This is a genomic window from Flavobacterium sp. DSR2-3-3 (assembly GCF_049896585.1).
In the GTDB taxonomy this organism is placed as follows: Bacteria; Bacteroidota; Bacteroidia; order Flavobacteriales; family Flavobacteriaceae; genus Flavobacterium.
Genome location: NZ_JAFCUP010000007.1, coordinates 95,118 through 120,189 on the forward strand (window position 1 = coordinate 95,118; position 25,072 = coordinate 120,189).

At 35.0% G+C, this 25,072-nt stretch carries 29 protein-coding genes and 1 pseudogene; 24 read left to right on the forward strand and 6 right to left on the reverse strand.

The features are described from left to right. Positions 1-88: 88 nt before the first annotated feature. The 5 genes from ACP7AQ_RS10970 to ACP7AQ_RS10990 are packed head-to-tail and all read right to left on the reverse strand — an operon-like array spanning position 89 to position 6,362. Complete coding sequence (locus ACP7AQ_RS10970; RefSeq protein ID WP_426095475.1) at positions 89-2,440, reverse strand: response regulator; 2,352 nt, start codon at positions 2,438-2,440, stop codon at positions 89-91. Positions 2,441-2,449: 9 nt separating this feature from the next. Next, positions 2,450-2,872, reverse strand: coding sequence for a response regulator (locus ACP7AQ_RS10975; RefSeq protein ID WP_426064682.1), 423 nt, complete (start codon positions 2,870-2,872; stop codon positions 2,450-2,452). Between the two features lie 21 nt (positions 2,873-2,893). Next, positions 2,894-3,304, reverse strand: coding sequence for a response regulator (locus tag ACP7AQ_RS10980; RefSeq protein WP_426064681.1), 411 nt, complete (start codon positions 3,302-3,304; stop codon positions 2,894-2,896). Between the two features lie 4 nt (positions 3,305-3,308). Then, the gene (locus ACP7AQ_RS10985) at positions 3,309-4,037 is read right to left on the reverse strand and encodes a sensor histidine kinase (protein ID WP_426095476.1); all 729 of its coding nucleotides are present in this window, start codon (positions 4,035-4,037) and stop codon (positions 3,309-3,311) included. A 6-nt stretch (positions 4,038-4,043) separates the two neighbouring features. Next, positions 4,044-6,362: a PAS domain-containing protein gene (locus tag ACP7AQ_RS10990; protein WP_426095477.1), complete on the reverse strand. Its 2,319-nt coding sequence runs from the start codon at positions 6,360-6,362 to the stop codon at positions 4,044-4,046. A 642-nt stretch (positions 6,363-7,004) separates the two neighbouring features. Here ACP7AQ_RS10990 and ppsA point away from each other — a divergent pair. From ppsA to ACP7AQ_RS11005, 3 genes are read left to right on the forward strand one after another with little or no spacing between them, the layout of a single operon-like run. Then, the gene (gene ppsA, locus ACP7AQ_RS10995) at positions 7,005-9,425 is read left to right on the forward strand and encodes a phosphoenolpyruvate synthase (RefSeq protein WP_426095478.1); all 2,421 of its coding nucleotides are present in this window, start codon (positions 7,005-7,007) and stop codon (positions 9,423-9,425) included. A gap of 12 nt (positions 9,426-9,437) precedes the next feature. Further along, positions 9,438-9,563 (forward strand): hypothetical protein, encoded by a 126-nt coding sequence (locus tag ACP7AQ_RS11000; RefSeq protein WP_426064677.1) that lies wholly within the window; start codon positions 9,438-9,440, stop codon positions 9,561-9,563. A gap of 4 nt (positions 9,564-9,567) precedes the next feature. Next, positions 9,568-9,810: an SDR family oxidoreductase gene (locus ACP7AQ_RS11005; RefSeq protein ID WP_426095479.1), complete on the forward strand. Its 243-nt coding sequence runs from the start codon at positions 9,568-9,570 to the stop codon at positions 9,808-9,810. A gap of 245 nt (positions 9,811-10,055) precedes the next feature. On the opposite strand, the gene ACP7AQ_RS11010 is transcribed toward ACP7AQ_RS11005, so the two are convergent. Next, positions 10,056-10,208, reverse strand: a complete 153-nt coding sequence (locus ACP7AQ_RS11010) for a hypothetical protein (protein WP_426095480.1) — start codon at positions 10,206-10,208, stop codon at positions 10,056-10,058. A 198-nt stretch (positions 10,209-10,406) separates the two neighbouring features. On the opposite strand from ACP7AQ_RS11010, the gene ACP7AQ_RS11015 reads away from it, so the two are divergent. From ACP7AQ_RS11015 to ACP7AQ_RS11115, 21 genes and pseudogenes are all read left to right on the forward strand, one after another. Beyond that, positions 10,407-10,682: a zinc ribbon domain-containing protein gene (locus tag ACP7AQ_RS11015; RefSeq protein ID WP_426064674.1), complete on the forward strand. Its 276-nt coding sequence runs from the start codon at positions 10,407-10,409 to the stop codon at positions 10,680-10,682. A gap of 328 nt (positions 10,683-11,010) precedes the next feature. After that, a complete protein-coding gene (locus ACP7AQ_RS11020; protein ID WP_426095481.1) occupies positions 11,011-11,271 on the forward strand; it encodes a hypothetical protein in 261 nt (86 codons plus the stop codon). Positions 11,272-11,361: 90 nt separating this feature from the next. Continuing rightward, positions 11,362-11,709 (forward strand): annotated as a pseudogene (locus ACP7AQ_RS11025) (NAD(P)-dependent oxidoreductase). A gap of 269 nt (positions 11,710-11,978) precedes the next feature. Then, a complete protein-coding gene (locus ACP7AQ_RS11030) occupies positions 11,979-12,365 on the forward strand; it encodes a site-2 protease family protein (protein ID WP_426095482.1) in 387 nt (128 codons plus the stop codon). Continuing rightward, positions 12,311-13,081: a CBS domain-containing protein gene (locus tag ACP7AQ_RS11035; RefSeq protein ID WP_426095483.1), complete on the forward strand. Its 771-nt coding sequence runs from the start codon at positions 12,311-12,313 to the stop codon at positions 13,079-13,081. The genes ACP7AQ_RS11030 and ACP7AQ_RS11035 overlap by 55 nt, the downstream gene beginning before the upstream one ends. Next, positions 13,068-14,222 (forward strand): phospholipase D-like domain-containing protein, encoded by a 1,155-nt coding sequence (locus ACP7AQ_RS11040; RefSeq protein WP_426095484.1) that lies wholly within the window; start codon positions 13,068-13,070, stop codon positions 14,220-14,222. The genes ACP7AQ_RS11035 and ACP7AQ_RS11040 overlap by 14 nt, the downstream gene beginning before the upstream one ends. 494 nt (positions 14,223-14,716) lie before the next feature. Next, positions 14,717-15,778 carry a reverse transcriptase domain-containing protein gene (locus ACP7AQ_RS11045; RefSeq protein ID WP_426095485.1) on the forward strand — a complete coding sequence of 354 codons (1,062 nt, stop codon included), beginning with the start codon at positions 14,717-14,719 and terminating at the stop codon, positions 15,776-15,778. Between the two features lie 233 nt (positions 15,779-16,011). After that, on the forward strand, positions 16,012-16,563 hold the full coding sequence (locus ACP7AQ_RS11050) for a YceI family protein (protein ID WP_426095554.1): 552 nt from the start codon (positions 16,012-16,014) through the stop codon (positions 16,561-16,563). Between the two features lie 75 nt (positions 16,564-16,638). Next, the gene (locus ACP7AQ_RS11055) at positions 16,639-17,541 is read left to right on the forward strand and encodes a DnaJ C-terminal domain-containing protein (protein ID WP_426095486.1); all 903 of its coding nucleotides are present in this window, start codon (positions 16,639-16,641) and stop codon (positions 17,539-17,541) included. A 2-nt stretch (positions 17,542-17,543) separates the two neighbouring features. Continuing rightward, entirely contained in the window at positions 17,544-17,831 is a 288-nt protein-coding gene (locus tag ACP7AQ_RS11060; protein WP_426064664.1) for a chaperone modulator CbpM, read from the forward strand. 185 nt (positions 17,832-18,016) lie between these two features. Then, on the forward strand, positions 18,017-18,850 hold the full coding sequence (locus ACP7AQ_RS11065) for a universal stress protein (protein ID WP_426092542.1): 834 nt from the start codon (positions 18,017-18,019) through the stop codon (positions 18,848-18,850). Between the two features lie 354 nt (positions 18,851-19,204). After that, positions 19,205-19,483 (forward strand): hypothetical protein, encoded by a 279-nt coding sequence (locus ACP7AQ_RS11070; RefSeq protein WP_426095487.1) that lies wholly within the window; start codon positions 19,205-19,207, stop codon positions 19,481-19,483. 11 nt (positions 19,484-19,494) lie between these two features. Then, positions 19,495-19,644: a hypothetical protein gene (locus ACP7AQ_RS11075; RefSeq protein WP_426095488.1), complete on the forward strand. Its 150-nt coding sequence runs from the start codon at positions 19,495-19,497 to the stop codon at positions 19,642-19,644. A gap of 89 nt (positions 19,645-19,733) precedes the next feature. Then, on the forward strand, positions 19,734-19,928 hold the full coding sequence (locus tag ACP7AQ_RS11080; RefSeq protein WP_426095555.1) for a cation-transporting P-type ATPase: 195 nt from the start codon (positions 19,734-19,736) through the stop codon (positions 19,926-19,928). A gap of 98 nt (positions 19,929-20,026) precedes the next feature. After that, positions 20,027-20,311, forward strand: a complete 285-nt coding sequence (locus ACP7AQ_RS11085) for a hypothetical protein (protein WP_426095489.1) — start codon at positions 20,027-20,029, stop codon at positions 20,309-20,311. A 113-nt stretch (positions 20,312-20,424) separates the two neighbouring features. Next, a complete protein-coding gene (locus ACP7AQ_RS11090) occupies positions 20,425-20,664 on the forward strand; it encodes a hypothetical protein (protein ID WP_426095490.1) in 240 nt (79 codons plus the stop codon). A gap of 4 nt (positions 20,665-20,668) precedes the next feature. After that, positions 20,669-20,977 carry a cation transporting ATPase C-terminal domain-containing protein gene (locus ACP7AQ_RS11095; RefSeq protein ID WP_426095491.1) on the forward strand — a complete coding sequence of 103 codons (309 nt, stop codon included), beginning with the start codon at positions 20,669-20,671 and terminating at the stop codon, positions 20,975-20,977. A gap of 464 nt (positions 20,978-21,441) precedes the next feature. After that, a complete protein-coding gene (locus ACP7AQ_RS11100; RefSeq protein WP_426095492.1) occupies positions 21,442-22,224 on the forward strand; it encodes an MlaE family ABC transporter permease in 783 nt (260 codons plus the stop codon). Positions 22,225-22,229: 5 nt separating this feature from the next. Further along, a complete protein-coding gene (locus tag ACP7AQ_RS11105) occupies positions 22,230-22,982 on the forward strand; it encodes an ABC transporter ATP-binding protein (RefSeq protein ID WP_426092536.1) in 753 nt (250 codons plus the stop codon). Positions 22,983-22,989: 7 nt separating this feature from the next. Further along, on the forward strand, positions 22,990-23,982 hold the full coding sequence (locus ACP7AQ_RS11110) for an MlaD family protein (RefSeq protein ID WP_426095493.1): 993 nt from the start codon (positions 22,990-22,992) through the stop codon (positions 23,980-23,982). Positions 23,983-24,030: 48 nt separating this feature from the next. After that, positions 24,031-25,068, forward strand: coding sequence for a pesticidal protein Cry7Aa (locus ACP7AQ_RS11115; protein WP_426095494.1), 1,038 nt, complete (start codon positions 24,031-24,033; stop codon positions 25,066-25,068). The last annotated feature ends 4 nt before the right edge of the window (positions 25,069-25,072 follow it).

Consider the following 25,072-nt stretch of genomic DNA (forward strand, 5'->3'; position numbering starts at 1 on the left):
TATTAGCAAATATTTCTAATTAAGCTTTTGGTACTACCTAATAAAAATACACTTTTTACAATAATAATATAAAGTTCACTTAAGAAATTTAATATTCCTCCACCAACTCTAGTTCTTTGATGGCTAATTGACAAATTTCATTTAAATGAATAACTTCCTCTTTTCTTTTTAGTCCCAAAGGATTTATTTCAAGTTCTTTTTCAATACTATTTACACTTTCAGAAGCCTTGATTATACCCAATAAACTGATGGAAGATTTTAGTTTATGAATTTCTTCTTTTAAAGTTTTGATATCATCATTTTTGTTCGATTCAAGGATTAAAGCCATAGTTTGAGGCGTTTTTTCTAAAAAAATGGAAACCATATCTTTTATGAAAGTGTCATCTCCATCTGCGAAATCCTTTAAATATTTGAAATTAATGAGTTTTTCCATTGTCATTTCTTGTGTTGTTAAATCGGGAGGTAGTATCAAATTCCCTTTATTTTCAATCAAATTCAGATGTAATTTCTCCAATAACACATTAAAATCATACGGTTTCGACAAGTAATCGTTCATTCCGTTATGCAAACATCTTTTCTCTTCTTCTACTGTAGCGTGGGCGGTCAAGGCGATAATAGGAATCATAGATTTGTCCCCCATTTTGGTTCGAATGAAACGTGTCAGCTCATTTCCATCCATTTCCGGCATTTGGATGTCCATCAAAATAATATTATAATCATTATTCGTTATCTTTTCAATCGCAATTTTTCCATTAGCGGCGATATCAATTTCTTTGTTCCATTTTCCAAAAACTTTCATTGCAAGAAGCTGATTCAATTCATTATCCTCCACTAAAAGTATTTTTTTGTCTTTTAAAAAATCGGGAGCGATTACTGTATTTTTTAATTTAGTGTTGCTGGCAGTTCCTTTCTGAGTCTTTTTAAATTTTAATGAAAAAGAGAATTCACTTCCTTTAGAAACAACACTTTCAACAGTAATCTTTCCGCCCTGCAACTCAACTAGTTTTCGAGTAATAGTAAGACCAAGTCCGGTTCCTCCATATTTTCTGGTTGTTTCGTTTGAAGCCTGGTTAAAACTTTCAAATATAGAATCGATTTTATCTTCTGGAATACCAATTCCGGTGTCGATTACTGAAAATTTGATTAGCGAATCTGATTCGGTTTCCAGCATTTCAGTAACTACCATTTCCACATATCCTTTTTCGGTAAATTTTAATGCATTCCCAACCAGATTCATTAAAATTTGAGACAGTTTTGTAGGATCTCCAATTAAATTATCGTTTATATTCGGATCAATATTGGATAACAATTTTATTTTTTTCTCTTTTGCATTTAAAAATAGCAACTCAATCACATAATTGACTGTTTTTGACAAAGAAAAATTTACGGCTTCAAAAGTCATTTTATTAGCTTCAATTTTCGAGAAGTCAAGAATATCATTGATAATAAACATCAAATTATGACTGGCTTTTTTTATCGCTTCCACACTCTGTTTCTGGTCATTGTCTAAATTTGTACTTTCGAGAATTCTGGCAAATCCTATGATTCCATTCATCGGGGTCCGAATTTCATGACTCATATTGGTAAGGAACTGTTCTTTTATAACGACCGCATTTTCCGCTAATTCTTTTGCTTTTATTAATTCTGCTTCCGTACGTTTTTGTTCACTGATATCTTGAATGGTTCCCAAAATTTTACAAGGTTTACCATTTCCGTCATTCAAACACTTGATGAATACATTGATATATTTTAACGTCCCTTTTTTACTGGTGATGCTGTGCTGGAACTGTACCTCTGCATTTGTATTTTTGACATGATCAAGATTATTTTCATAAAGAGCTAGATCTTTGGCATCAGTAAAAAATGATTTAAAAAAATCAACAGAAGCAATCGCCTGATTTTCTACTTCAAAAATAGTAAAGAATTCATCTGAAAAATAGGCTTCATTGTTGCTTAAATTGATTTCCCAACTTCCTATTTTAGCCAGCTTTTGCGCTTCCAGTAGTCGGTTAGCATTTACCTTTAAAGCTAACTCTGTATCTTTTCGGAGTTTTATACTGTCATGTAAATTAATGGCATTTCTGATACTTTGGGAAATTCCATCAGGAGTCAATAAGGTTTTCGGAATATAATCCGAAGCACCGCTTAATATCGCCTGGCTGGCAATTTTTTCGTCTCCTTGTGAGGTTACAAAAATGATCGGGGTTTCAATTCCGGACTCTCTTACTTTTTTCAAAAAAGAAATTCCATCCGTATCCGGCATCATATAATCTAAAAAAATTAAGTCATACTTCAATGATTGAATCTTTTCTATACCTTCATCTGCTGAAAACACACTGTCTACCTCAGCAATAATTCCGGATTTAGATATGGAACGGCTGATGGTAATGGAATCGATTTTGTCATCATCGATTATTAATATTTTTAATACGACGGCCATAGGGTGCTATTATTTTTGATTGGAAAATTCAATGATATTCCAATAGTCATTCAATACCGAGAAAAAATGATTTAATTGTTCCCTTTCGAATGAGAGCGGAATGTATCCGGCAATATTTAAGTCTAAAGCTGCTGTTTTATTTTTACCGTGCTCTGAGTCCGTAATTACGAACACCAAAATCGATTTTAAATGCGGATGATTCCGTATTGCATTTAATAAATTTATTCCTTTGTTCTTTGTTCTATTCACATCAATCAGTAAAATTTTAGGAACAGGTGTCAGTTTATGGGTGCCATTTAACATTAACCATGCCTCATTTTCGTTTTTTGCTGAAAATAAAGTATGTTTGATATTGACCTCTGAAAAAGACTTTTTAATATTTTCAATAGTGGTTTTCCTATTATCAACCAGCAAGATGTTTGTGTGTCCCAAAATCAAAACAAATTAAATAAATTACATTTCACATAACTGCCAGAAATTTTTTAGCGTTGCGACTGAGGTCAGAAATTTTTCAAAAGAAAGCGGTTTAAGAATGTAACCGGCAACGTTCAAATTATACGCATTGATCTTGTCACTATCTTCGTTTGAAGTGGTCAGAACAAAAACCGAAATATTTTTAAGCTTCTCATTTTCCCTTATAATTTTAAGAAACTCGATTCCATTCATTTTTGGCATATTAATATCCAAAATAATGATTTTAGGTAAAGGAATAATTTTGTCATCCAGCATTTCGAGTGCTTCCACTCCATTTCCGGCTACAAAAAGCGGATTCATAATCTTGTTTTTAGAAAATGCTCTTTTTACATTCATTACATCTACCTCATCGTCTTCGACTAATAAAATATTTACCAATTTTTGGTTCATAATTTTAATTTTTTAATGTTATTATTTTGGGCCAATTTATTGTAAAAACCGAACCGCTCTCTAAACCAGAAGAATATTCTATTTTCCCTCCCACTAATTTCATGATTTTATAACTGATAGCTAATCCTGCTCCAGTTGTATCCACAATATCTTTAGAATTAACGGTGTAGAAAATAGAGAAAATTTTATGAATGACCTGTTCTGGTATTCCGGGTCCGTTATCGCTTATTTTTATTTCGTAATCATTGTCATTTTCTACGATGCCAATGAATACCTTCCTATTTTTTTCATGATGAAAGCGAACGGCATTATCAAGGACACTCATTACTACTTTTTGCATTTTCACACCTAAAGTAACACAATTTTCATTAACGATATTAGCCTTATAATGAAAGTCGACATTTAATTCGCGGTCAAATAAATCAATACAATTCGCAATCATTTTAGGAATATTTAATTCGTAAAATTCTAATTCTGTTCTGTCAACACGGGAAAGTTCCAGCAATGCATTCATCATATTTTCAAGACGGTATACTCTGTTTTTCAACAATCCTAAGTTAGTCAAAACGTCTTGATTTACAACACTTCGTAAATCTTCCTCAATCCAGGTTGTTATATTTGTTATTGCTCTCATTGGCGACTTAATATCGTGTGAGACAATATAAATAAACTCTTCAAATTCTTTTTTAAGAGCTACCAATTCTTCTTGGCACTTCTTTTCATATTCCTCCATTTGTATTTATTTTGGTACGGTGAAAATGAAACTACACCCTTTATTTTGTTCGGATTCAATATAAATTGTTCCTCCTTTTTCTTCAATAATTTTCTTGACAATAGACAATCCTATTCCGGTGCTCTCTTTAACATCGCGTGCCTCAATAGTTTGAAAAACTTTAAATACTTTTTTATGATATTCTTCCGCAATTCCGGGACCATTATCTTTGATACTAAATTGGTGAAAACCAGATACCGATTGATAATGACATTCAATTTTCCCCAAAGCTTTATTATTGTGTTTTACTGCATTGCTAATCAAGTTACTAAACACCTGTTGCAGCAATATTCGTTCAGATATAATAATCGGAAAGTTGTCGTCAACTGCGATTTCGAAACCTTCAGCCGGAACTATCGAATCAATCACCTGGTTAAGCATCAGTTTCAAATCAATGGTTTCTTTCTCAATTTCAACCCGACCAATACGGGAATATTCTAAAACTCCGTTAATCAAGTTTTCCATTCGTAACACACGCCCGCGCAATAAATCAAAGTTTGCGCTTGCCTCTTTTGGCATATCCGGCATATCTTCAACAATCCATTCCGAAAGATTATTTATTGCCCTGAGCGGAGCTTTCAAATCATGAGAAACTACGTAAGCAAACTGATCGAGTTCTTTATTCTTCTTTTCAAGATTCAGCAACGCATAATTTAAATTTTCCTCTGCGTTTTTTTGATCCGTTATATCCGTACTTATTGAAATATATTGATAGGGTTTATTTTTTTCATCCAAAAAAGGAACGATTGTGGCTTTCTCCCAGTAGTACGAACCGTCTTTGGCTAAATTGCGTATTTCCCCTTTCCAAATAGTATCCTTAACAATGGTTCGCAATGCGGTTTTAGTCGATTCTTTAGGAAAATGCCCAGTTATACTGCGCTGATCTTTGCCTATAAGTTCGTTCTTGTAATATTTAGAAATAGTACAGAAATTATCGTTCACGTACGTAAGCAGTCCTGATTGATCTGAAATAGATACAATTGCGGATTCATCAAGAGCCGATCGGATGTCTTGTATTTCTTTCGATTTTTGAATGATTTTTTGTTCGGCGATCGTTATCGCGGTGATGTCCTGAACAATACCTTTTAATACGGTCGCCTCACCATTTTCATTTTTAAAAGGCTGACCAATCTCTAATATATGTTTAACTCGTTGATCCGGAAATACTATTCGGTATTTGATTTTGAAATCTTTTCCAGTTTTGTTCACATTTTCACTGACTTTATCCAGCTTTGCTAAATCATCCTTATGAATTCTGCTTCTGTATGCTTTATACAATTGATCCGTAGGCAACTTGTCAATTTCAAAAATACGATAATGACCTTCCGACCAAATTAGGTCATTAGTAACCAAATCAAATTTCCAGCTGCCAATTTTTGCAATACTTTGCGATTCATCCAGTAATCTGTTCCCATCAATTAAGCTTTGTTCTGCTTCTTTCTCTTTTGTCATATTTCGGGCAATACAATATAGATTTCCAGTAGCAGGATCTGGAGAAGTATTCCAGCTCAAGACAACATATTTCCCGTTTTTACATCTATACCTGTTCTCAAAGCTAATGGTCAATTCCCCTTTAGAAAGTTTTTCAACTTCGTGGTACGTGGAAGCCAAATCATCGGGATGAACAAAGTTGACAAAAGGACTTCCTTCCAGTTCTTCTTTGGAATACCCTAAAACAGCTGTAAATGCTGGATTTACTTTATAAAATAATCCATCTACATTTGCAATACAAACCAAATCTTTAGAGAGGTTTATAAAATTTTGCAACTCTCTCTGCGATTTATTAAGGTCTATATTTTTCTTCCGCGAATTTAGTAGCAAAACAACCTGATCGGCCAATAATTGCAATGCGTTTTTTTGTTCTTCAGTAAGCATTTTGGGTTTTGTATCCATAACACAAAGTGATCCTAAATTAAAACCATTTGCATCCTGAAGAGGTGCTCCAGCATAAAATCGGATATTGGGAGCTCCCGTTACGAAAGGATTATCAGCAAATATTTCATTTTCCAAAGCGTCACTTACCTCGAAAACACCATCACCCATGATGGTATATTGGCAAAAAGAATCGTCTCTGGAACTTTCGATAACATCTATTCCAACGGTAGATTTAAGCCACTGCCGTTGATTATCAATTAAACTTACAAGTGCGATGGGAGTTTCACAAATGTAGGAAGCAAGCTGGGTGATGGAATTATATTCTTTTTCTGGTAATGAATCTAGTACCGAATATTCTTTCAGAGCTTTCAGTCTTTCTAATTCATTCTCCGGTTTTGGATGTATTTTCATCAATATGAGACTTTTCTTTAATGGTACTAATAAAAATTAATAATTTCTGGCGGTTGCATTATTGTTTTTTTCAATGTTCACAAACAACCTTTCCATCCTTTTATCACAGTAGTAATATGTTTCATTACAAAAATAAAATTAATTTTGAATTAAACAGAAAATTCACAACATAAAATTACGTCCTATCGTAAAGATTAAACTAGGGTTTAAAATCCAAATGATAAAGCATCACAAGTACTTGAATGGCAAATTAAAAACCAATTGAAATAAAAATTATCCGTTCTTTATACTAACTTCTTATTAAAAAAACGTCCCTCAATCACCGCCTCTTGCCAAAAATAATAATATTTTAAAAATACCGGTTAAAAGACACATTAATTTGATTTACAACAACTTAAATACTAAAATAAATACTATTTTTTAACATTAGAAAAAATATTTAATTAAATTTACAGTATTAGTTTTTGCAAGAAGAATATCCTACTTCACGTTTCTTTCAAACTGTAAGTCTCCTGTAAATTTTAAACCTACCGCTAAATTTCAAAATTTATAATCGGATTAATTTAAAGCCCCTTCCTGTTTTTTAATACTATTATTTTAACAGCCTCCAAAGAAAGCTTGTTTTTATTTAAAAAAAATGAAATGGAAAAGTACAAATACATCCTGTTTTTCAATCAAATTGGTATTGAATCCCTTAGCAAAGTTGGGGGCAAAAACGCTTCTCTTGGCGAAATGTACAATCAGCTAAACCCAATTGGCATCGCCATTCCAGACGGATTTGCAGTTACCGCCGAAGCATACCGATTATTCCGCAAAGAAAATAATCTGGAACAGCCGCTTCAAGAGTTGCTGAAGTCACTGGATACTAAAGACTATTCAAATCTTTCTTCCATTGGAGAAAAAGCCAGAAATCTTATTTTATCAGCCACTATTCCGGGGGAGATTTGTACTGAAATTGAGGTCGCTTACCAATCGCTTGGCGAACAATGCGGCACAAGCAATCTAGATGTGGCGGTTCGAAGCAGCGCTACTTCGGAGGATTTACCGACCGCCAGTTTTGCCGGAAGAATGGAGTCATTTTTGAATATTAACGGAGCACAACAATTGCTCGAAGCCATTCGCCGGTGCTATGCATCCTTATTTACGGACCGCGCCATAAAATACCGTTATGATATGGATTTTGCCAAATTAGACATTGCAATTTCCGTTGGTGTGCAACAAATGGTGCGGAGTGATAAAGCATCTTCAGGAGTTGCCTTTACCATAGATCCAGACAGCGGATTCCAAAATACTGTTATTATAAATGGATGCTGGGGATTGGGTGAAAATATTGTTCAGGGAACCGTCACGCCAGATGAATGGATGATTTTTAAGCCTACTTTAGAAAACCCGGATCTAAATCCAATGCTGAAAAAACAATGTGGCAGAAAAGAATTCACGATGATTTATTCCGATACATCAAAAAGTAGCTCAGCAGAAAACACAATTGTAAATACCGAAACGACTTTGGAAAAACAAAATCAATTTTCCTTAATCGATGAAGAAGTCATCCAACTATCCCGATGGTGCGTTAAAATTGAAAAACATTATCAGAAACCAATGGATATTGAATGGGCGAAAGACGGTTTGAATAACCAATTGTTCATTGTTCAGGCACGCCCAGAAACCGTTCACGGAAAAAAAAATAAGCAGGTTCGGGAGATATACACATTAAAAGAAAAAAGCACGCTTCTGAGTAAAGGAATAGCTCTTGGCGATAAGATTGCTTCGGGTAAAGCCCGAATTCTGAACAATCCGCAAGAAGGTGCTTTGTTGCAAAACGGAGAGATCATAGTCACTGATTTGACTAATCCGGACTGGGATCCCATTATGAAAAGAGCTTCGGCGATTATTACTAACAAAGGCGGACGCACCAGCCATGCCGCCATTGTCGCCCGTGAATTGGGAACTGTTGCGGTGGTGGGTTGTGGAGATGCAACCACAACAATACGGAACGGACAGGAAATTACGGTATCCTGTTCAGAGGGCAAAGTAGGCAATATTTATGACGGGAAATTGAAATGGGAAATAACAGAACAGAATTTCAGTAAACTTGAAATGCCTAAAACAGATCCGATGCTAATTCTTGCTGATCCAGAAAGAGCCTTTGAATTAAGCCATTACCCCAATCAGGGTGTGGGTTTGATGCGGATGGAATTTGCGATTTCGAATACTATCAAAATTCATCCCCTGGCGTTGTGCGAACCTGAAAAAATACAGGATGAGAATGTAAAATTGGAAATAGCGGCATTGACAATCGGCTATGAAGATCCTAAAAAATATTTCGTTGACAAACTCGCCGAAGCAGTAGCTATTGTGGCCGCTGCTTTCTATCCAAAAGAGGTTATTGTGCGAATGAGTGATTTTAAAAGCAACGAATACGCCAACCTCATCGGAGGGAAATATTTTGAGCCTGATGAAGAAAATCCAATGATTGGCTTTCGGGGCGCATCGCGTTATTATAGTGATTTCTATCGAAAAGGTTTTGCCTTGGAGTGCGAGGCGATGAAAAAAGTACGTAACGAAATGGGACTTCACAATGTAAAACTGATGATTCCATTTTGCCGCACGGTCGAAGAAGGTGAACGTGTATTGGCCGAAATGGCTAAAAATGGTTTGATACAAGGCATCAACGGATTGCAAGTTTATGTTATGATTGAAATCCCAAGCAATGTATTGATGGCGGATGATTTTGCAAAACTCTTTGATGGTTTTTCTATTGGTTCCAATGATTTAACCCAACTCACTCTCGGGCTAGATCGCGATTCGGCATTAGTGAGTTACTTGTTCAGCGAAGAAAATTCTGCTGTCAAAGCGTTAATAAAAGAGACCATAAGAGTGGCGAAGCGTTATGAAATAAAAGTGGGGCTATGCGGACAAGCACCCAGCGACATCCCTGAATTCGCCACGTTTTTAGTAAATGAAGGCATTGACAGTATCTCTTTTAACCCAGATGCTTTGATAAAAGGAATCGAAAATATTTTGGAAGCAGAACAAAAAACAAAAAGAAAAATCATAGTCTAAAAAAACCAAATCATGGAAACAATATTTAAGAACAAAGTAGCATTAGTGACAGGTGGTTGCTCGGGAATTGGTAGAGGCACTGCACTTGCTTTCGCCAAAAAAAGCCAAAGTAGCCGTAGCAGACTGGAAAGAAAATGATAAAATGGTAGACCTTATCAAAGAATTAGTTAGTGAAGCCATTTTTCTTGAATGGGACGTCTCAAAAACCGATGAAAGGAAAGCAATGGTTGCACAAACGATTGCCGCATTTGGCCGATTGGATTATGCGTTCAACAATTCCGGAATCGAGGATGCGTCTGCTTCTACCCAAGATTGTTCGGAAGAAAATTGGGGTAAAATTATTGGCCTAAATCTAAAAGCTATTTGGCTCTGCATTAAATATTAAATTCCCGAAATACGCGAACAAGTCAAAGGGGCAATTATCAACTGTGCCTCTGTAGCCGGAACGATTTGTTTTGTTGAGTTAAAGGCTTGTGTGGCTTATAAACATGGCATTGTGAGACTTACAAAAACGACTGCTTTAGAATGTGTTATTCAAAGAATCTGAGTAAATGTAATGTGTCTTGGCGTTATTCAAAGACCAATAATTGATTGACTGACCGGAAAAACCAAAGAAAGAATTGAGCGATTTTAAGGTTTTGAACCCATTGGGCGTTTTGGTCTTCCGGAAGAAATAGCCAATGCAGTGGTCTGGATGTGCTCAAATGAAGCGTCTGTTGTAACCAGACATGTGCTGGTAGCAGACAGCGCATTTACATAACAGTAATTTGAAATGGTATCCAAAAACATTCCAAAATGAAAAGTATAAGTCTTTGTTATTACTGCTTATCCTTATCTAATAAATAAATTAAAAACCAAAACTGAGTCCCTTTTGCGATAACAAAAATTTAGTTCTTATAAGCCCATCGACAATCTAATGTACACCCAAAATAAATTAGACACTACATAAAGAAAAAAAGCTAACTATTTAAATCAACCCACGTGGAAAACACACCTTTTTATTGTCAAAGTTGCGGAATGCCACTGACTACAGAAGACACCAAAGGAACCGAAAATAACGGTCAGAAAACAAATGACTATTGTAAATATTGCTATGAAAACAGTCATTTCAAAAACCCGGATATGAACTTGGAACAAATGAAAAATACCGTAAAAATGCACATGAAGAAAAAAAATCTTCCGAATTATATGATACAAAAAGCACTAAATATTTTACCGGTTTTGAAACGCTGGAAAAACATACAATTTTTAATTTAAATCCCAATCGCTATGCATCGCGGACAAAAGTGTTAGGTAATTAATGTAAAAACATCGGAAGATTTATTTAAAAAAAGTTTTGTAAAGCAATGAAAATACTGAAAGCATTATCTCGATGAGCAAAAATTTGAATTAGAAAATGAGAATACCGGATCTAAGAAAAAATGGGTAAATAAGCAGTTGAATACCTTAAAAAAATAAATCAAAATTCCGCAAGAACATTATGGTTCAATCGCCAAATTACCAAAACTGACGGCTCACATTAAAAATAAAAAACCATAAAATGAAAGTATAAGTCTATCGCAACTTCGGATTTGATAAGTTATTTATGGAAAAAGCAGCACATGGAAATCATGTATTGGTTTTTACGGAGCAACATTTGAATGAAAATACGGTTTTGCAAAAACTCTCTATATGCGGTGTTAAACATATTGGGCTGCGGGCAATACAGTCAGATTTTATTGATATTCCAAGGGCAAAAGCTATGGCAATGAGGGTAGCAAATGTCTCCATGTATTCACCCTATTCTGCTGCTGAACAAGCTGTTGTTTTCGTATTGGCACTGAACAAGAAATTCATTTTAGGGTAGATATTATTGGATATTGAAGATTACCGAATGGATCATTGAGTCGGTTTTGATTTACATCGAAAAACAGTAGAAAATATTGGAACCGGAAAAATAGGTACTGCTTTTCCACGAATTATGCATGGCTTTGGTTGTGAAATTATAGCTTATAAAACCGAAGAAAATCAGGGGTTACTGCATGAAATCCTTATATCCTGCAAGACTTTGGACGACGTTTGCGCAGTTTCAAGTGTGTTATCGGTACAATCTACATGAAAAAAATCATCCTATCATTTGTTTGACAAAACTACCTTTTCAATATTCAAAAAAGGCATGATCTTTATTAATACGGCACATGGGAAATTCGTAAATATCGAAGATTTAATAGACGCGATAAGCAACAAAATCATTGCTGCTGTCTTTTTAGACGGTTATCAAAAAGGAAGATTCTATATTTTGTAAGGATCATACCAAAGCTCCTATTACAGATATCTTATTTTTGAAAATCCGCTCCTATCCCAACGTCATAATTACCGGACATCAGTGATTTTTGACCAATGAAACGCTGGCTGGAACTGCACATACTACGATTTTCAATTTAAATGCTTGGGCTTACAATGGCATTTCTGAAAACGAAATTAATTGATGAAATATGTTGTTTGTTTTTCAAAGAGAATACTCGAAACTGATCGTTAATTATTTTTCAAATTATAATCTTAAAAACGCACCAAATGAAAGGCTCCTTTAAACTCGGAAAAATAGCAAACATAGGTATTTTTGTTCACTGGACATTCTCGTTACTTATTCTGTTTATCGTTTACATTAATTATCGATCAGGTCAAAATGCAACTCAAATTGTATGGTCAGTTGTATTTGTTTTGAGTGTTTTCATAACTGTCGTATTGCATGAATTAGGACATGCTTTGGCAGCAAAAAGGTATCATATAATTACAAAAGATATCACACTATTGCCCATTGGTGGTTTAGCCCGACTCGAAAAAATTCCTGAAAAACCAATTGAGGAACTAATCGTGGCTGTCGCAGGCCTTTTGTCAACATCGCTTTGGCATTTATTACCGGACTTTTCATCACCATTCCCAATACTTCAGAACAATTGATGGCAGAATTATCTAATGGTGTCAATGCCAATAATTTTTTTCTGAATTTCTTTTTGGTCAATTTCTGGTTGGCGCTTTTTAACTTAATTCCAGCGTTTCCGATGGATGGCGGCCGCATTTTACGCGCTTTATTATCCTTCCAAATGCAGCGCCATGTAGCTACCAGAATATGGGCACGGATTGGTCAATTTCTAGCTTTGGGATTTATACTTTTTGGTTTTTTTATCTCACCTATTTTAATTTTTATTGGTATTTTTGTAATTATTGGGGCTCAGATGGAAGCGGATTATACCGAATCGAAATTCATGCTAAAAGGATTTAAAGTCCACGATGTAGTGATGAAAGACTATCCAAAAATTGATGCCAATGCAACCATAAAATCTGCCGTAGCATTAGTTTTGGACAGCCAAAACAAGAATTTTTTAATCATGGAAAAAGGGACACCAGTAGGAACACTAAATCGCGATCAAATCATAATGGCACTCTCCAAAAAAAGCGAAGAGGAATTTATTTATAACGTGATGGATCGGAATTTGATTTTTCTTGATGCAAATTCGCTTCTGGAAAATGTTTTTGAACTGATACAACTCAATAAATCAAGGTTAATGCTCGTTATCGAAAATAATAAAATCGTCGGAACTTTGGACATCGAAAATCTAATGGAATTTATTTTGATAAATGAGATTACAATAAATAAAGTGCATGATAAAAACTAACGATAGCTTTAATGTTCCTAATAATCTGGAGCTGGTGTACAGTGGCGAAGATTATTTTTCCCGTTTAGAAGTTATCATCTTGGAAGCACAATCTCAAATACACCTGCAAATGTATCTTTTTGAAAATGATGCAACGGGAAAAAGAATAGTCAACGCACTAAAAGAAGCCGCGCTCCGGAACGTTGAAATTTACATACTTTTGGACGGTTTGGGCTCATTATCTTTTCCGGCAGAACTGCTGGAGGATCTGAAATATAGCGGCGTTAACATTCGTTTTTTTGCCCCTTTATTTTCGACATATACTTTTTACCTCGGACGAAGATTGCATCGCAAAGTGATTGTTGCTGATGCAAAAGTTGCGCTGGTTGGTGGCATAAATATCGCTGATAAATACCACGGTTCCACCACAGAAAAACCTTGGCTGGACTATGCCGTCCAATTAAACGGAGAAATTGCCCAACCACTGCAACAGCTTTGTCATGATCTTTATTTTAAAAAAAGAAACCTGAGAAACAAAAAAATTAGATCTGCATTTAATATCCAACAACATACTACCGTTCGCATCCTCCAAAATGACTGGTTAAAAGGGAAAAATGAAATTTGTGATGGTTATATCAAATCCATTCGGCATGCTAAAAAGGAAATCATCATTGTAGGCAGTTATTTTCTTCCTGGAATCCGGATTATTCGAGCTTTAAAAAAAGCGTCTAAAAATAAAGTAGTCATCAAATTGATTCTCTCAGGAAAATCAGATCTTCCGCTGACAAGACGGGCAACTTGCTTCTTGTACAGCAAACTTCTGGGTTATAACATTGAATTATTCGAATGGAATGAATCCGTTTTACACGGAAAAGTTGCCGTTGTGGACGGCAATTGGTCGACAATTGGTTCCTTTAACCTGAATAATTTGAGTTCCTACGGAAGTCTGGAAATGAATGTCGAAATCCTTTCGGAATGTTTTTCAGCAATGTTTCAGAAGCACCTCAACGAAATTATTTCGCAATGCCAAAGCATCACTCCGGAATCATTAAAAACCAAAACCACTATAATGACAAAGTTCGTTAACTTGATAGCGTATGTTGTCACCAGAATCGTAGAAGTAGTTGTTACTTACACTCCCTATAAACGGTTTTATAATTAAAAAAGAACAATCCATTCTTGCGTTTTTAATTTTAAAAACGGGTGTAAAAGGCAATTTAAAATTAAAACTAATTTTTTTGACAAATCACGCGGTCAATTCATTTTTTTTGTAACTTTATATTTGTAATGTATTGTATATTAAAACATTGCAAAAATTAAATGTTGATTTTAATTTTTAAAAAATGAAACCGTACCGATTTAAAACCCAAAAAAAAGAGGATTGGATCCAAAAGGATTTTGAAAGACAAATCCCTAAATTGGACTGTAAAAAAATATTTGTCCCCAATCAGGATGAACTGTTTTTTTAATTCATTTTTAAAAAGCAAATTTGTTATCCAAGGTTACCAACGGAGCCGTGAGTCACTGTTCTGTAATTGAATGTTCTTTCAAGCACCAGGTTTAAAAGATTCTCCGCAGAGCTCCGAACTTTTAACCCGGTTTTCTTAATTGGGTTTAGGGACATAAATGTCCCTTCCCCATTAATGACCTAACCTTATGGATTTTACACATTACAAAGAAGCTTTTTTAAAGGAATCCCGGAAATTAGGCTTTTCGCTTCCTAACAGTCAGCGTTGTCTGGATTATGCCGAAGTTTTATATTCGCATCAGGTTCCGGTGATTTACAATACTACACATCTGTCGGCTCTTGTGGGTTACAAAAAAGAATACCTAAAAAAAGCATCACTGTTTACCAACCATTTTTACAGAGATTTTGAAGTTGCAAAAAAAAATGGAAGCAAACGACTTATATCTGAGCCACTCCCCAGTTTGAAAGAAATTCAAATGTGGATTCTCAGAAACATACTATATAAAGTTCCCATCAGCGCTTTTGCGAAAGCATACAGACCAACCGTATCATTATTGGAGAACCTGAGATTTCATAAAAACCAACCCAAAGTTTTCACGCTAGATTTAGAAAATTTCTTTCCGTCAATACGCGTTGAAGCTGTAGAAAATGAATTTCTGGAATTGGGCTATTCCAGAATAATATCAAAACTTCTGTCCAGATTATGCACCAGAGATGGCAGTTTGCCTCAAGGAGCGCCCACGAGTCCCTATCTTTCAAATATTGTTTTTAAAGTGGCCGATGCTGCAATTGCAGCGTATTGCAAAGAACATAAAATTCGCTATACCCGTTATGCGGACGACATGAGTTTTTCTGGCGATTTTGATGAGAATAAATTACTTCAAATTGTGACAGAAATTTTAGAGAAAATGGGGCTTCGCATCAATTCCAAAAAAACCAAACTGATGACGCCCGATATGCGACAAATAGTTACTGGTGTTGTAGTTAATCAAAAACCGCAGGTGATTTTCCATAAACGCAATCAGTTGCGACAGGCCTTATATTACATTCAGAAGTTTGGTTTTGAGGAACACCGCGAATACAAAGAAATTACTCAGAAGAATTATATGGAACATTTGTTAGGAAAAATAAATTTTGTGCTCCAAATAAATCCAAAAGATGCAGAATTTATAAAGTACAAAGCGCTACTTTTTGACTTGAAACACAAACAAGATTTAAAGACAATAGAAAACGAATTGTTTTCGATATAAAAATAAAAAAATCCATTTTAAAAGCTCCATTTTAGGAACTCTAAATTTTTATAACTAACTATAATAAAACGCTTTATTGCTATTGTATCATCTAATAAATGATTAAATTTGATAGACAATTTTTTTGGAAATAATGATTTTAGATGTCAGAATAAATTCGATTTGAAATTCCTTAACTGCTTTATAGCATGTCTAAATTAAAAAAATAAGTCATAAAAAAAATAGTAACAATTATCACCACATTATTTTTATGCACTTTTCTTTTTGCCCAAACAACTTGGAAAGCTGATCCAATGCATTCTAAATTAACTTTTAGCACGGTACACAATGGTATCTCTGATATTTCCGGATTGTTCAAAATATTTGATATTACCGCAATTACTACTAAAACTGATTTCAGTGATGCTGTTTTTGAACTTTCAACAACTGTAGCGTCAATCAATACCGAAGTGGAAATGCGTGACAATCATTTACGAAGTGATGAATTTTTTGATGTTGAAAAATATCCAAAAATGACTTTCAAAAGCACATCAATACAAAAAACAGAGAAAGACAAATACGAACTAACGGGCCAACTCACATTGCACGGAATAACTAAACCGGTAATGATTACTATGTGGTACAGAGGAACTATTGAAAATCCCCAATCTAAAGCGCCAACTGCTGGTTTTAAATTTAGCACTGTCATAAAACGTTCTGATTTAAATATTGGTCCAAAATTCCCTGCGCCAATGATTAGTGATGAAGTAAAAATTAAAGCCGACAGTGAATTTATAAAACAATAAGTTTCAAAAAAACATTTTTTTTGTCTCCAAATGCTGCAAACGTAACCCAATTACCACAACATAAAAATAATCGCAATGGCATTCATAGACTATTACAAGATTCTTGAAGTGGACAAAAAAGCAACCGAAGCCGAGATTAAAAAGGCTTACCGCAAACTTGCGCGTAAATATCATCCCGACCTTAATCCCAACGATAAGGAAGCTGAAAAGAAATTCAAGGACATCAATGAAGCGAATGAAGTGTTGAGCCATGCTGAAAATCGTAAGAATTACGATAACTATGGCGAAAACTGGCAGCATGCGGAAGAGTTTGAAAAATCAAAACAGCAACGACAATACCATGGAAATGGACGACAAGGTGGTTTTGAAGGAGGATTTGGCGGAGGTGGTGATTTCTCTGATTTTTTTGAATCTATGTTTGGTGGTCCTGCCTCTGGTGGCGGTGGACGCGGAAGTGCGCAGTTTAAAGGACAGGATTTTAATGCTGAACTGCATCTGGAACTCAAAGACGTGTACACGACGCACAAACGCACGCTGACCATTAATGGCAAAAACATTCGCATTACTATTCCTGCCGGGGTTGAAAACGGGCAGCAAATAAAAATAAGCGGTATGGGTGGCGAAGTTTCTGGTGGTGGTCCCAAAGGCAATTTGTACATTACGTTCACGGTAGAAAATCACACAAAGTTTAAACGTGATAAAAATAATCTTTATGCAACAGTGAATCTAGATTTGTATACCGCATTATTGGGCGGCGAGATTACCTCAGATACTTTCGACGGAAAAGTAAAACTGACCGTGAAACCCGGAACTCAAAATGGAACTAAGGTCAAATTACAAGAAAAAGGGTTTCCGCTATATAAAAAAGAAGGAGAATTTGGTGATTTGTACTTAACCTATCAAATACAAATGCCTACTAATCTTTCTGAAAAAGAAAAAGAATTATTTACGGAACTCGCTACATTAAGAACCGCATAAACATGGAAAACCTGATCCCGATACCAGTATTATGTGATTATTACGAAGTAAAACTGTCTTTTTTTACAAACCTCAGCGACATGGGTTTATTGGAAATAAAAACTATAGAAACCAGCCAATATATTGATTCCGATGCAGTTTATGAAATCGAAAAAATGGTTCGCATGCATCAGGAACTGAACGTTAACATAGAAGGAATTGATATTGTTTTTAATTTGCTACAAAAGATTGATGCTTTACAGAATGAATTAACCGCTCTCAAAAACAGATTGCGTTTGTACGAAAGTTGAAATATGTCCCTATTGAATCTAACCTGACTAAATTTGTTTTTTACTATTTTAAAAATAGAAAAATTCTAATGCCGTTCATATAAACTAAAATTATATAATAGTCATGTCCATCTATTTAAGCAAGCAACAACCAATAAATAAAAAGTAGCTATTATAAACGACCGCTAAAAATAATTTTTACAGCTATGAAAACAATACTTGTGCCAACAGATTTCTCGATTCCGGCAGATTCCGCTATTCATTATGCTGTAAAATTAGCAGTACTTTGGGACGCTTCACTCATTTTGTATCACAGTTTCATTCCGTATGAAAGCGGTTTTTACCTTCTTGCTCTAAACGAAAAAGAAAATATGGAAGCCCATAAAAAAGTAACAAACAGGCTTACTGCCATGAGTAATTCTATTGTAAAAAAAAATCCTAATCTTTCTATTTCAATTCATGTCGATCAGGGTCCGGAAGGTATAAAGATTATTGATTTTTGCAAAAAAAGCAAAGCCGATTTAATTGTAATGGGGACCAAAGGTGCTAGTGGTTTGAAAGAAAAACTCATAGGAAGTTTTACCGCCGAAGTAATCATCAACGCTCCTTGTCCGGTATTAGCCATCCCAAATAAGTATAAATTTAAAGTGCCCGAAAAAATTACATATGCAACCAATTATTCCAAAAAAGATAGGAAGATGCTTCAATCGTTATTGGAATTTAACCGGACTTTCAATGCTGAAATTAACATTTTACATGTTGATTGGGGAATAACGTTATTTACAGCAGATGAAGATTATGATAGGTATAAAAAAACAATCCAAAATCACTTTAAAGATTTTGAATTTACTTATCATCATACTGTTGGAAAAGACATTTCAAAAACCATTTTAGAGGAAACGCTGATTGATAAAACCGACATGATTGTGATGAATCCTTTGAAAAGAAAAGGAATTTGGAATCGTATTTTTCACAAAAGTGTAACTAAAAAAACGGTTTATCATGTTCCCATTCCGTTGCTGACTATCCCAATTAAATAATTCTGCTTTACACTTTAAACAATAGAAAAGTTGTCACTAAAAGCAGCCTCTACTTTAGTAAATTAATTTATTTAAACCCGGGTATTATCGTTGACCAAAGCAGTCATGCAAGGAAACTAAAGACGCTAAGAAAGTAATTACAGCGATACGAATGCTTAATATCTGAATTGTATCGGGTTTCTGATTGCAGAAACAGGGAGTGTAACAACGGGTTCGAAACTTTCTAAATACGTTAATATTATGGTCGTTATGATGGGTTGTGGAAAATGTTAATAGTTATTATTTTTATAATTTTACCTTGTAACGATTGGGGTTATTTTTCTTTATGATAAGAAAGAAAATAATCATCGGGACGTGAAGAAAAATACCTATTCGCTCATCTTACAACAGGTAGTTGTTCCTAATTCAACGAATGCTAATGTTTTAATGGCAGTTGCCATGCTATTGCCTTATTTTGGAAAACGTCTTGCGGAACCAAGCTATTTGGGACAGAGTTTTTGTGGTACTTTACTCATTGCAGCTTCCACTTTACTTTCCGAAATGGTAGTGTCCAAAGCCGCAATCCGGATTAGAACTATCGATCCGGTAATTGAAACTATTTTTAGAAGTACTTTTATAATATTGCAATTCTAACTCTTGACGATATGTTAAACACAAAAGGTCATACTTTTCAATTTACAAATCCCAATCATATTGTACCCGTTCTTGACACCATTATCATTACGGCAATGGCATTATCGAAATTGTTTTTACAGAAGAAAAAAAGTAAAAAATTGCCATTGATATTAAATTAATTGCTGCAGCTTATGCAGTCATGATGGGATTCTTGTATCATAAGAAATAAATAAAAGCTATAAACTAGCATATACTCCGACAATCAGAAATAACGAAGTTGTTGAATACAACTCCAAGCGGGCTAGATGAAATAATGGTATCAAACCACTTTTACAAACATGGGGAAAACCAAAGAGAAGATACAAAAGAGAAGACTGTTTTACAGATGATTCTTTCTCAAGTATCTGATTTCATAATTCTGATTCTGATTGCAGCGGCAATTATATCGGGTACGGTGATGTAACGGATACGATAATAATTCTTGCTATCATTGTCAGTAATAATACTGTAAGATTTATTCAGGACTATCGAGCCGAAAAAGTAATTAAGGCACTAAAAAATATGGCTGCACGTCAAGCTCGAATTTTACGTGAAGGAAAAAAAATGGACATTCCAACTATAGATTTGGTTCCTGCAGATTCTGTGGTTCTGGAAGCCCGCAATGTTATTCCAGCTGACATTCCGTTTTTTGAAAGCCATCAGACAAAAGTGGACGAATCAACACTTTCCTGCGAGTCCAATAATGTAAAAAAAGTACCAAGGAACTCCCAGAGGGAAATTACGTTATTGAAGACCAAAAGAATATGGGTTACAACTGCATTTTGGTTATTAATGACTGAGCGCTAGGATCTGTATTGGCAACTGGAATTCAAACGAAACTGGGCCATATTGCCAAAATGATCCAAACGGATGAAACCACAACGCCATTATAAAATAGAATCTCCACTTTTGGCAAACGATTGTTTATCGTAATACTCATTATTTGCACAATCATATTCGTAATCTGGTGGTTGCGGGGAGCATCTGTAATAATAATAATAATGTCGATAACTTCTATTTCCCTTGCTTTTGCCGCAATTCCGGAAACATTACCAGCATTAGTACCTATTGCATTGGCTTTTGGTGCTAAGAAAATAGCGAAAAACAACGCACTTATTAGCAAATTACCAGCCTTGGAAACAATGGGTTCCGTTACTTAAATTTGTGCAGATAAGACGGGAAGGCTTGTGCTATTCATTTTGCAAAAATGCACTGGCAAACTGTGGCTTTTACAGTGCTTTATTTTATTTACTTGGGCCGTATAATGGTAATTGGTTCCGGACGGGATTCTATTTTAAAATTATTTTTTTCTCTTACAAACCAATGGTTGACGCATTACTACTTACTGTTACATTGCAGTTTATTATTATTTACATGCCTTTTTTTAATGAAATTTTTAAGACGCAACCACTCACTTTTAATGAATTACTGCGGACCTTGGCAGTATCAACCATTATTTTAGGTGCAGGGTAATTAGAAAAATGGATTTAAAACACAAAAGATAAAGACAAGCAGCAACAAAAAAAATGAAAATACCATTGATTTGTTACTTGTAATTTAGCTACAGATTATTATAAATTAAATGGATTTCTCCAATTATGATAAATAAGACTCAATAACTGATAAATATTTTCGATTCATAATCATCTAAATTGTTTTACCGGACATCAGTAAATAATAGTATTATCCGATTAAATCATGGCTTTTTTGACCTTCATTATATCAAAAATCACATCTGTATTTGTAATTTTAAAATTGAAATTATTCGCCCGGATAAAAATAACGATTGCAAAAATGTCTCTATTTTTTAAAATCGTCATTTTCCCGACAAAACCCTCAATATTATAGGCAAACAACATCCTTAATAAATATGATAATCAGATAAATAACTATATATTTGAGTGGCTAATTTCTGTTGAAAACTAATTCATTTGCTTATGAATACTATTTCTAAAATAACTGAATTATTCAAAGCTGTTTTAATCGAAATTGGCGAACTCTCCTACTTTTCAGCGCGTTTTTTTCAAGAAACTTTTAAACGTCCTACGGAGTTGAAAGAGTTTTTACGGCAGTGTTTTAATATGGGAAATCGTTCCTTGCTTCTTGTTGCCGTTACGGGATTTATTATTGGTTTGGTGTTCACGCTGCAATCGCGTCCCACACTGCAGGAATTTGGCGCCGTTTCCTGGATTCCATCTATGGTTAGCATTTCACTGATCCGAGAAATCGGTCCTATTATAACGGCTCTGATTTGTGCAGGACGCATCGGATCAGGTATTGGCGCTGAATTAGGTTCGATGCGGGTTACAGAACAAATTGACGCCATGGAAGTTTCCGGTACTAATCCGTTCAAATATTTAGTGGTGACTCGTGTACTGGCTACGACTTTTATGTTGCCCGTTTTAGTTTTTTTTGGAGATGCTATCGCAATTTTCGGTTCTTTTCTTGTGGAAAATATTAAAGGAAGAGTTTCCTTTTTATTGTATTATAACCAAGTTTTTAATGCACTGGAATTTGGTGATTTAATTCCTGCAACCATCAAAACATTCTTTTTTGGTTTTGCGATCGGAATAGTTGGCTGTTTCAAAGGATATTATTGTAAGAAAGGGACAGCCGGTGTGGGTTTAGCAGCTAATTCGGCAGTAGTTTTTACGTCGATGTTGCTGTTTATTATCGACTTTATTGCTGTTTTTGTTACCGGTATATTTTATGATATATGATGATTATGACCGCCCCGAAACCAAATCTTAACCGAATTATAGAAATCAAAGACTTGCGTAAAAGCTATGGTGACAATCATGTTTTGGATGGTTTTAATATGGTGCTGAATGAAGGCGAAAATCTGGTGATTATGGGGAAATCAGGTTCTGGAAAATCAGTGATGATTAAATGTTTAATTGGGCTGGAACAGCCAGATAGCGGCTCTATCATTGTGATGGGAAAAGACATAACGCAACTCGATCGCGAGGAACTGGACGATTTACGGACTGAGGTTGGATTTCTTTTTCAGGGAAGCGCGCTCTATGATTCGATGACGGTCAGGGAAAATCTGGAATTCCCGTTGCGACGGCACAAAAAAAAGTTTGGAGTTATCAAAGACACCACACAATTAGTGATGGAAGCTTTGGAAAACGTGGGATTAGCGCACACGATTAATTTAATGCCTGAAGAGTTATCGGGTGGAATGAAACGTCGAATTGCTTTGGCCAGAACATTGATTCTGCAACCCAAAATAATTTTGTATGATGAACCTACGACGGGATTAGATCCCATTACTGCAAAAGAAATTTTGCTGTTGATGATGTCTATCCAACAAAAATACAATACTTCGGCAATTATCATTACCCATGATGTGGATTGCGCCAGAGTAATTTCGAACCGAATGATTTTATTGGTCGATGGCATCAATTATTCCGAAGGTACTTTTGATGAATTATCCCTTTCGAAAGATCAAAAAGTTCAAGCTTTCTTTAAATAAGAATAAAATGGAAAAAACGACATCACAAAAATTGCGTCTTGGACTTTTTGTAATAATCGGGTTGTTACTGTTTATACTCGCCGTGTATTTTATTGGCGATAAGCAACAAATGTTTGGTAAAACCAATAAATTATCTGCGGTTTTCAATAATGTCAGTGGCTTACAATTAGGAAACAACGTACGCTATTCCGGAATAAATGTGGGAACGGTTCGCGGTATAGCAATGATTAACGATACGGCGATCAGAGTCGATATGCTGATTGACAAAACCATTTTTCCACACATCAGGAAAAATGCAATTGCCACAATAGGCTCTGATGGTTTGGTAGGCAATATGATTATCAATATTATTCCCGGTAAAGAAATAGCCGCCTCAATAATACCAGGAGATGAGATTCGAACATTAAACCGCATTCGCACTGATGATATGCTGAATACACTTGGTAAAACCAATAAAAATGCAGCACTTTTGACGGCAGATTTACTTAAAATCACAAAAGAAATCAATCAGGGAACGGGCACTGTGGGTTTATTGATTAAAGATTCAATGTTAGCTAAAGATCTCAAATTAACAATGCTCTATCTGAAAATTACAGGAAAAGGAAGTTCGGAATCGATGATAAAACTAAACCGACTTATCTCTTCTTTAGAAAACAAAGACAATGTAATCGGTGTTTTAAAAGATACAGCTGTTGCCAATAATCTTAAAGCAATAGTACGCAATTTGAAGCAAACAGGCATTGAAATAGATAAAATAATAAGCAAAGTAGATACTACAATTGTGAATATAAAAGATGGAAAAGGAGCGATAAATTACCTTGCAAATGACCCGAAATTAGTTCATAAAATAGATTCCACTATGACTAATATTAATGATGCGAGTTTCCGTTTAAATGAAAATTTAGAAGCCTTGAAACACAATTTTTTATTTCGTGGCTATTTTAGAAAACAGGAAAAAGCCAAATTGAAAGAACAAAAAAAGGAAGAGCAACAAAAATAACTTTGGATATTACTTTGAATTTAGATTTACATAAAAGACGATTGCAACATGGTTACAATAGAAAAACTAGGAATAATTCTAAGTCCCACCAAGCACCAATTTGAAAATAATGGCGTGCTTAATCCTGGGATTTACCAGGAAGGAAATACAATTCATATTTTATACCGAGCAGTGGAACACGGAAATTATTCAACCATAGGTTATGCCAAGATGGATGGTCCTGTAAAGGTAATTGAACGCCACGAAAAACCCCTAATTACGCGTGATTTTGAATATGAAAAACACGGTGTGGAAGATGCCCGTGTTGTCAAAATTGAAGACACCTATTATATTACTTATACCGCCTATGATGGTGTCAATGCAATGGGAGCACTTGCCACTTCTAAAGATTTAATTCATTTTGAAAAACACGGTATCATAACGCCACATGTCAATTACCAAGAATATGAAAATTTTGTAAACTGTTGTGACCGTAATAAACTCAACCCAAAATACCATAAGTATTACAATCTTTTTGCTCAAATAGGATTAGTTGCAGATGAATTCAGGTTGCTCAGGGATAAAGACGTGGTGTTGTTTCCACGGAAAATAAATGGGAAATTTATGTTATTGCATCGAATTTGGCCCGGAATTCAAATTGTAGAATTTGAGGATTTCAAGGATTTAACCGAGTCTTTTTGGAAAGAATATCTTATAAATCTGGTGGATCACATTGTACTGGATCCAAAGGATGCATTTGAAGTGAATTACATTGGCGCAGGCGGTCCGCCCATTGAAACAGAATATGGTTGGTTACTTATTTATCATGGTGTACAAGAAACTGTCCAGGGAAAGATATATCATACCAAAGCCGCTTTATTACAATTGGATAATCCGAAAATTGAAATTGCGAGATTACCATTTCCGTTGTTTTCACCTACAAAACAATGGGAAATAGAAGGTGAAGTAAGCGATGTTGTTTTTCCAACGGGACATGCGTTATTTGGAAACGACTTATACATTTATTACGGCGTGGCCGACAAAAATATTGCTGTTGCAAAAGTAGACCTGAACGAATTACTTCTCGAACTGAGAAAACAACCCTGAAAAA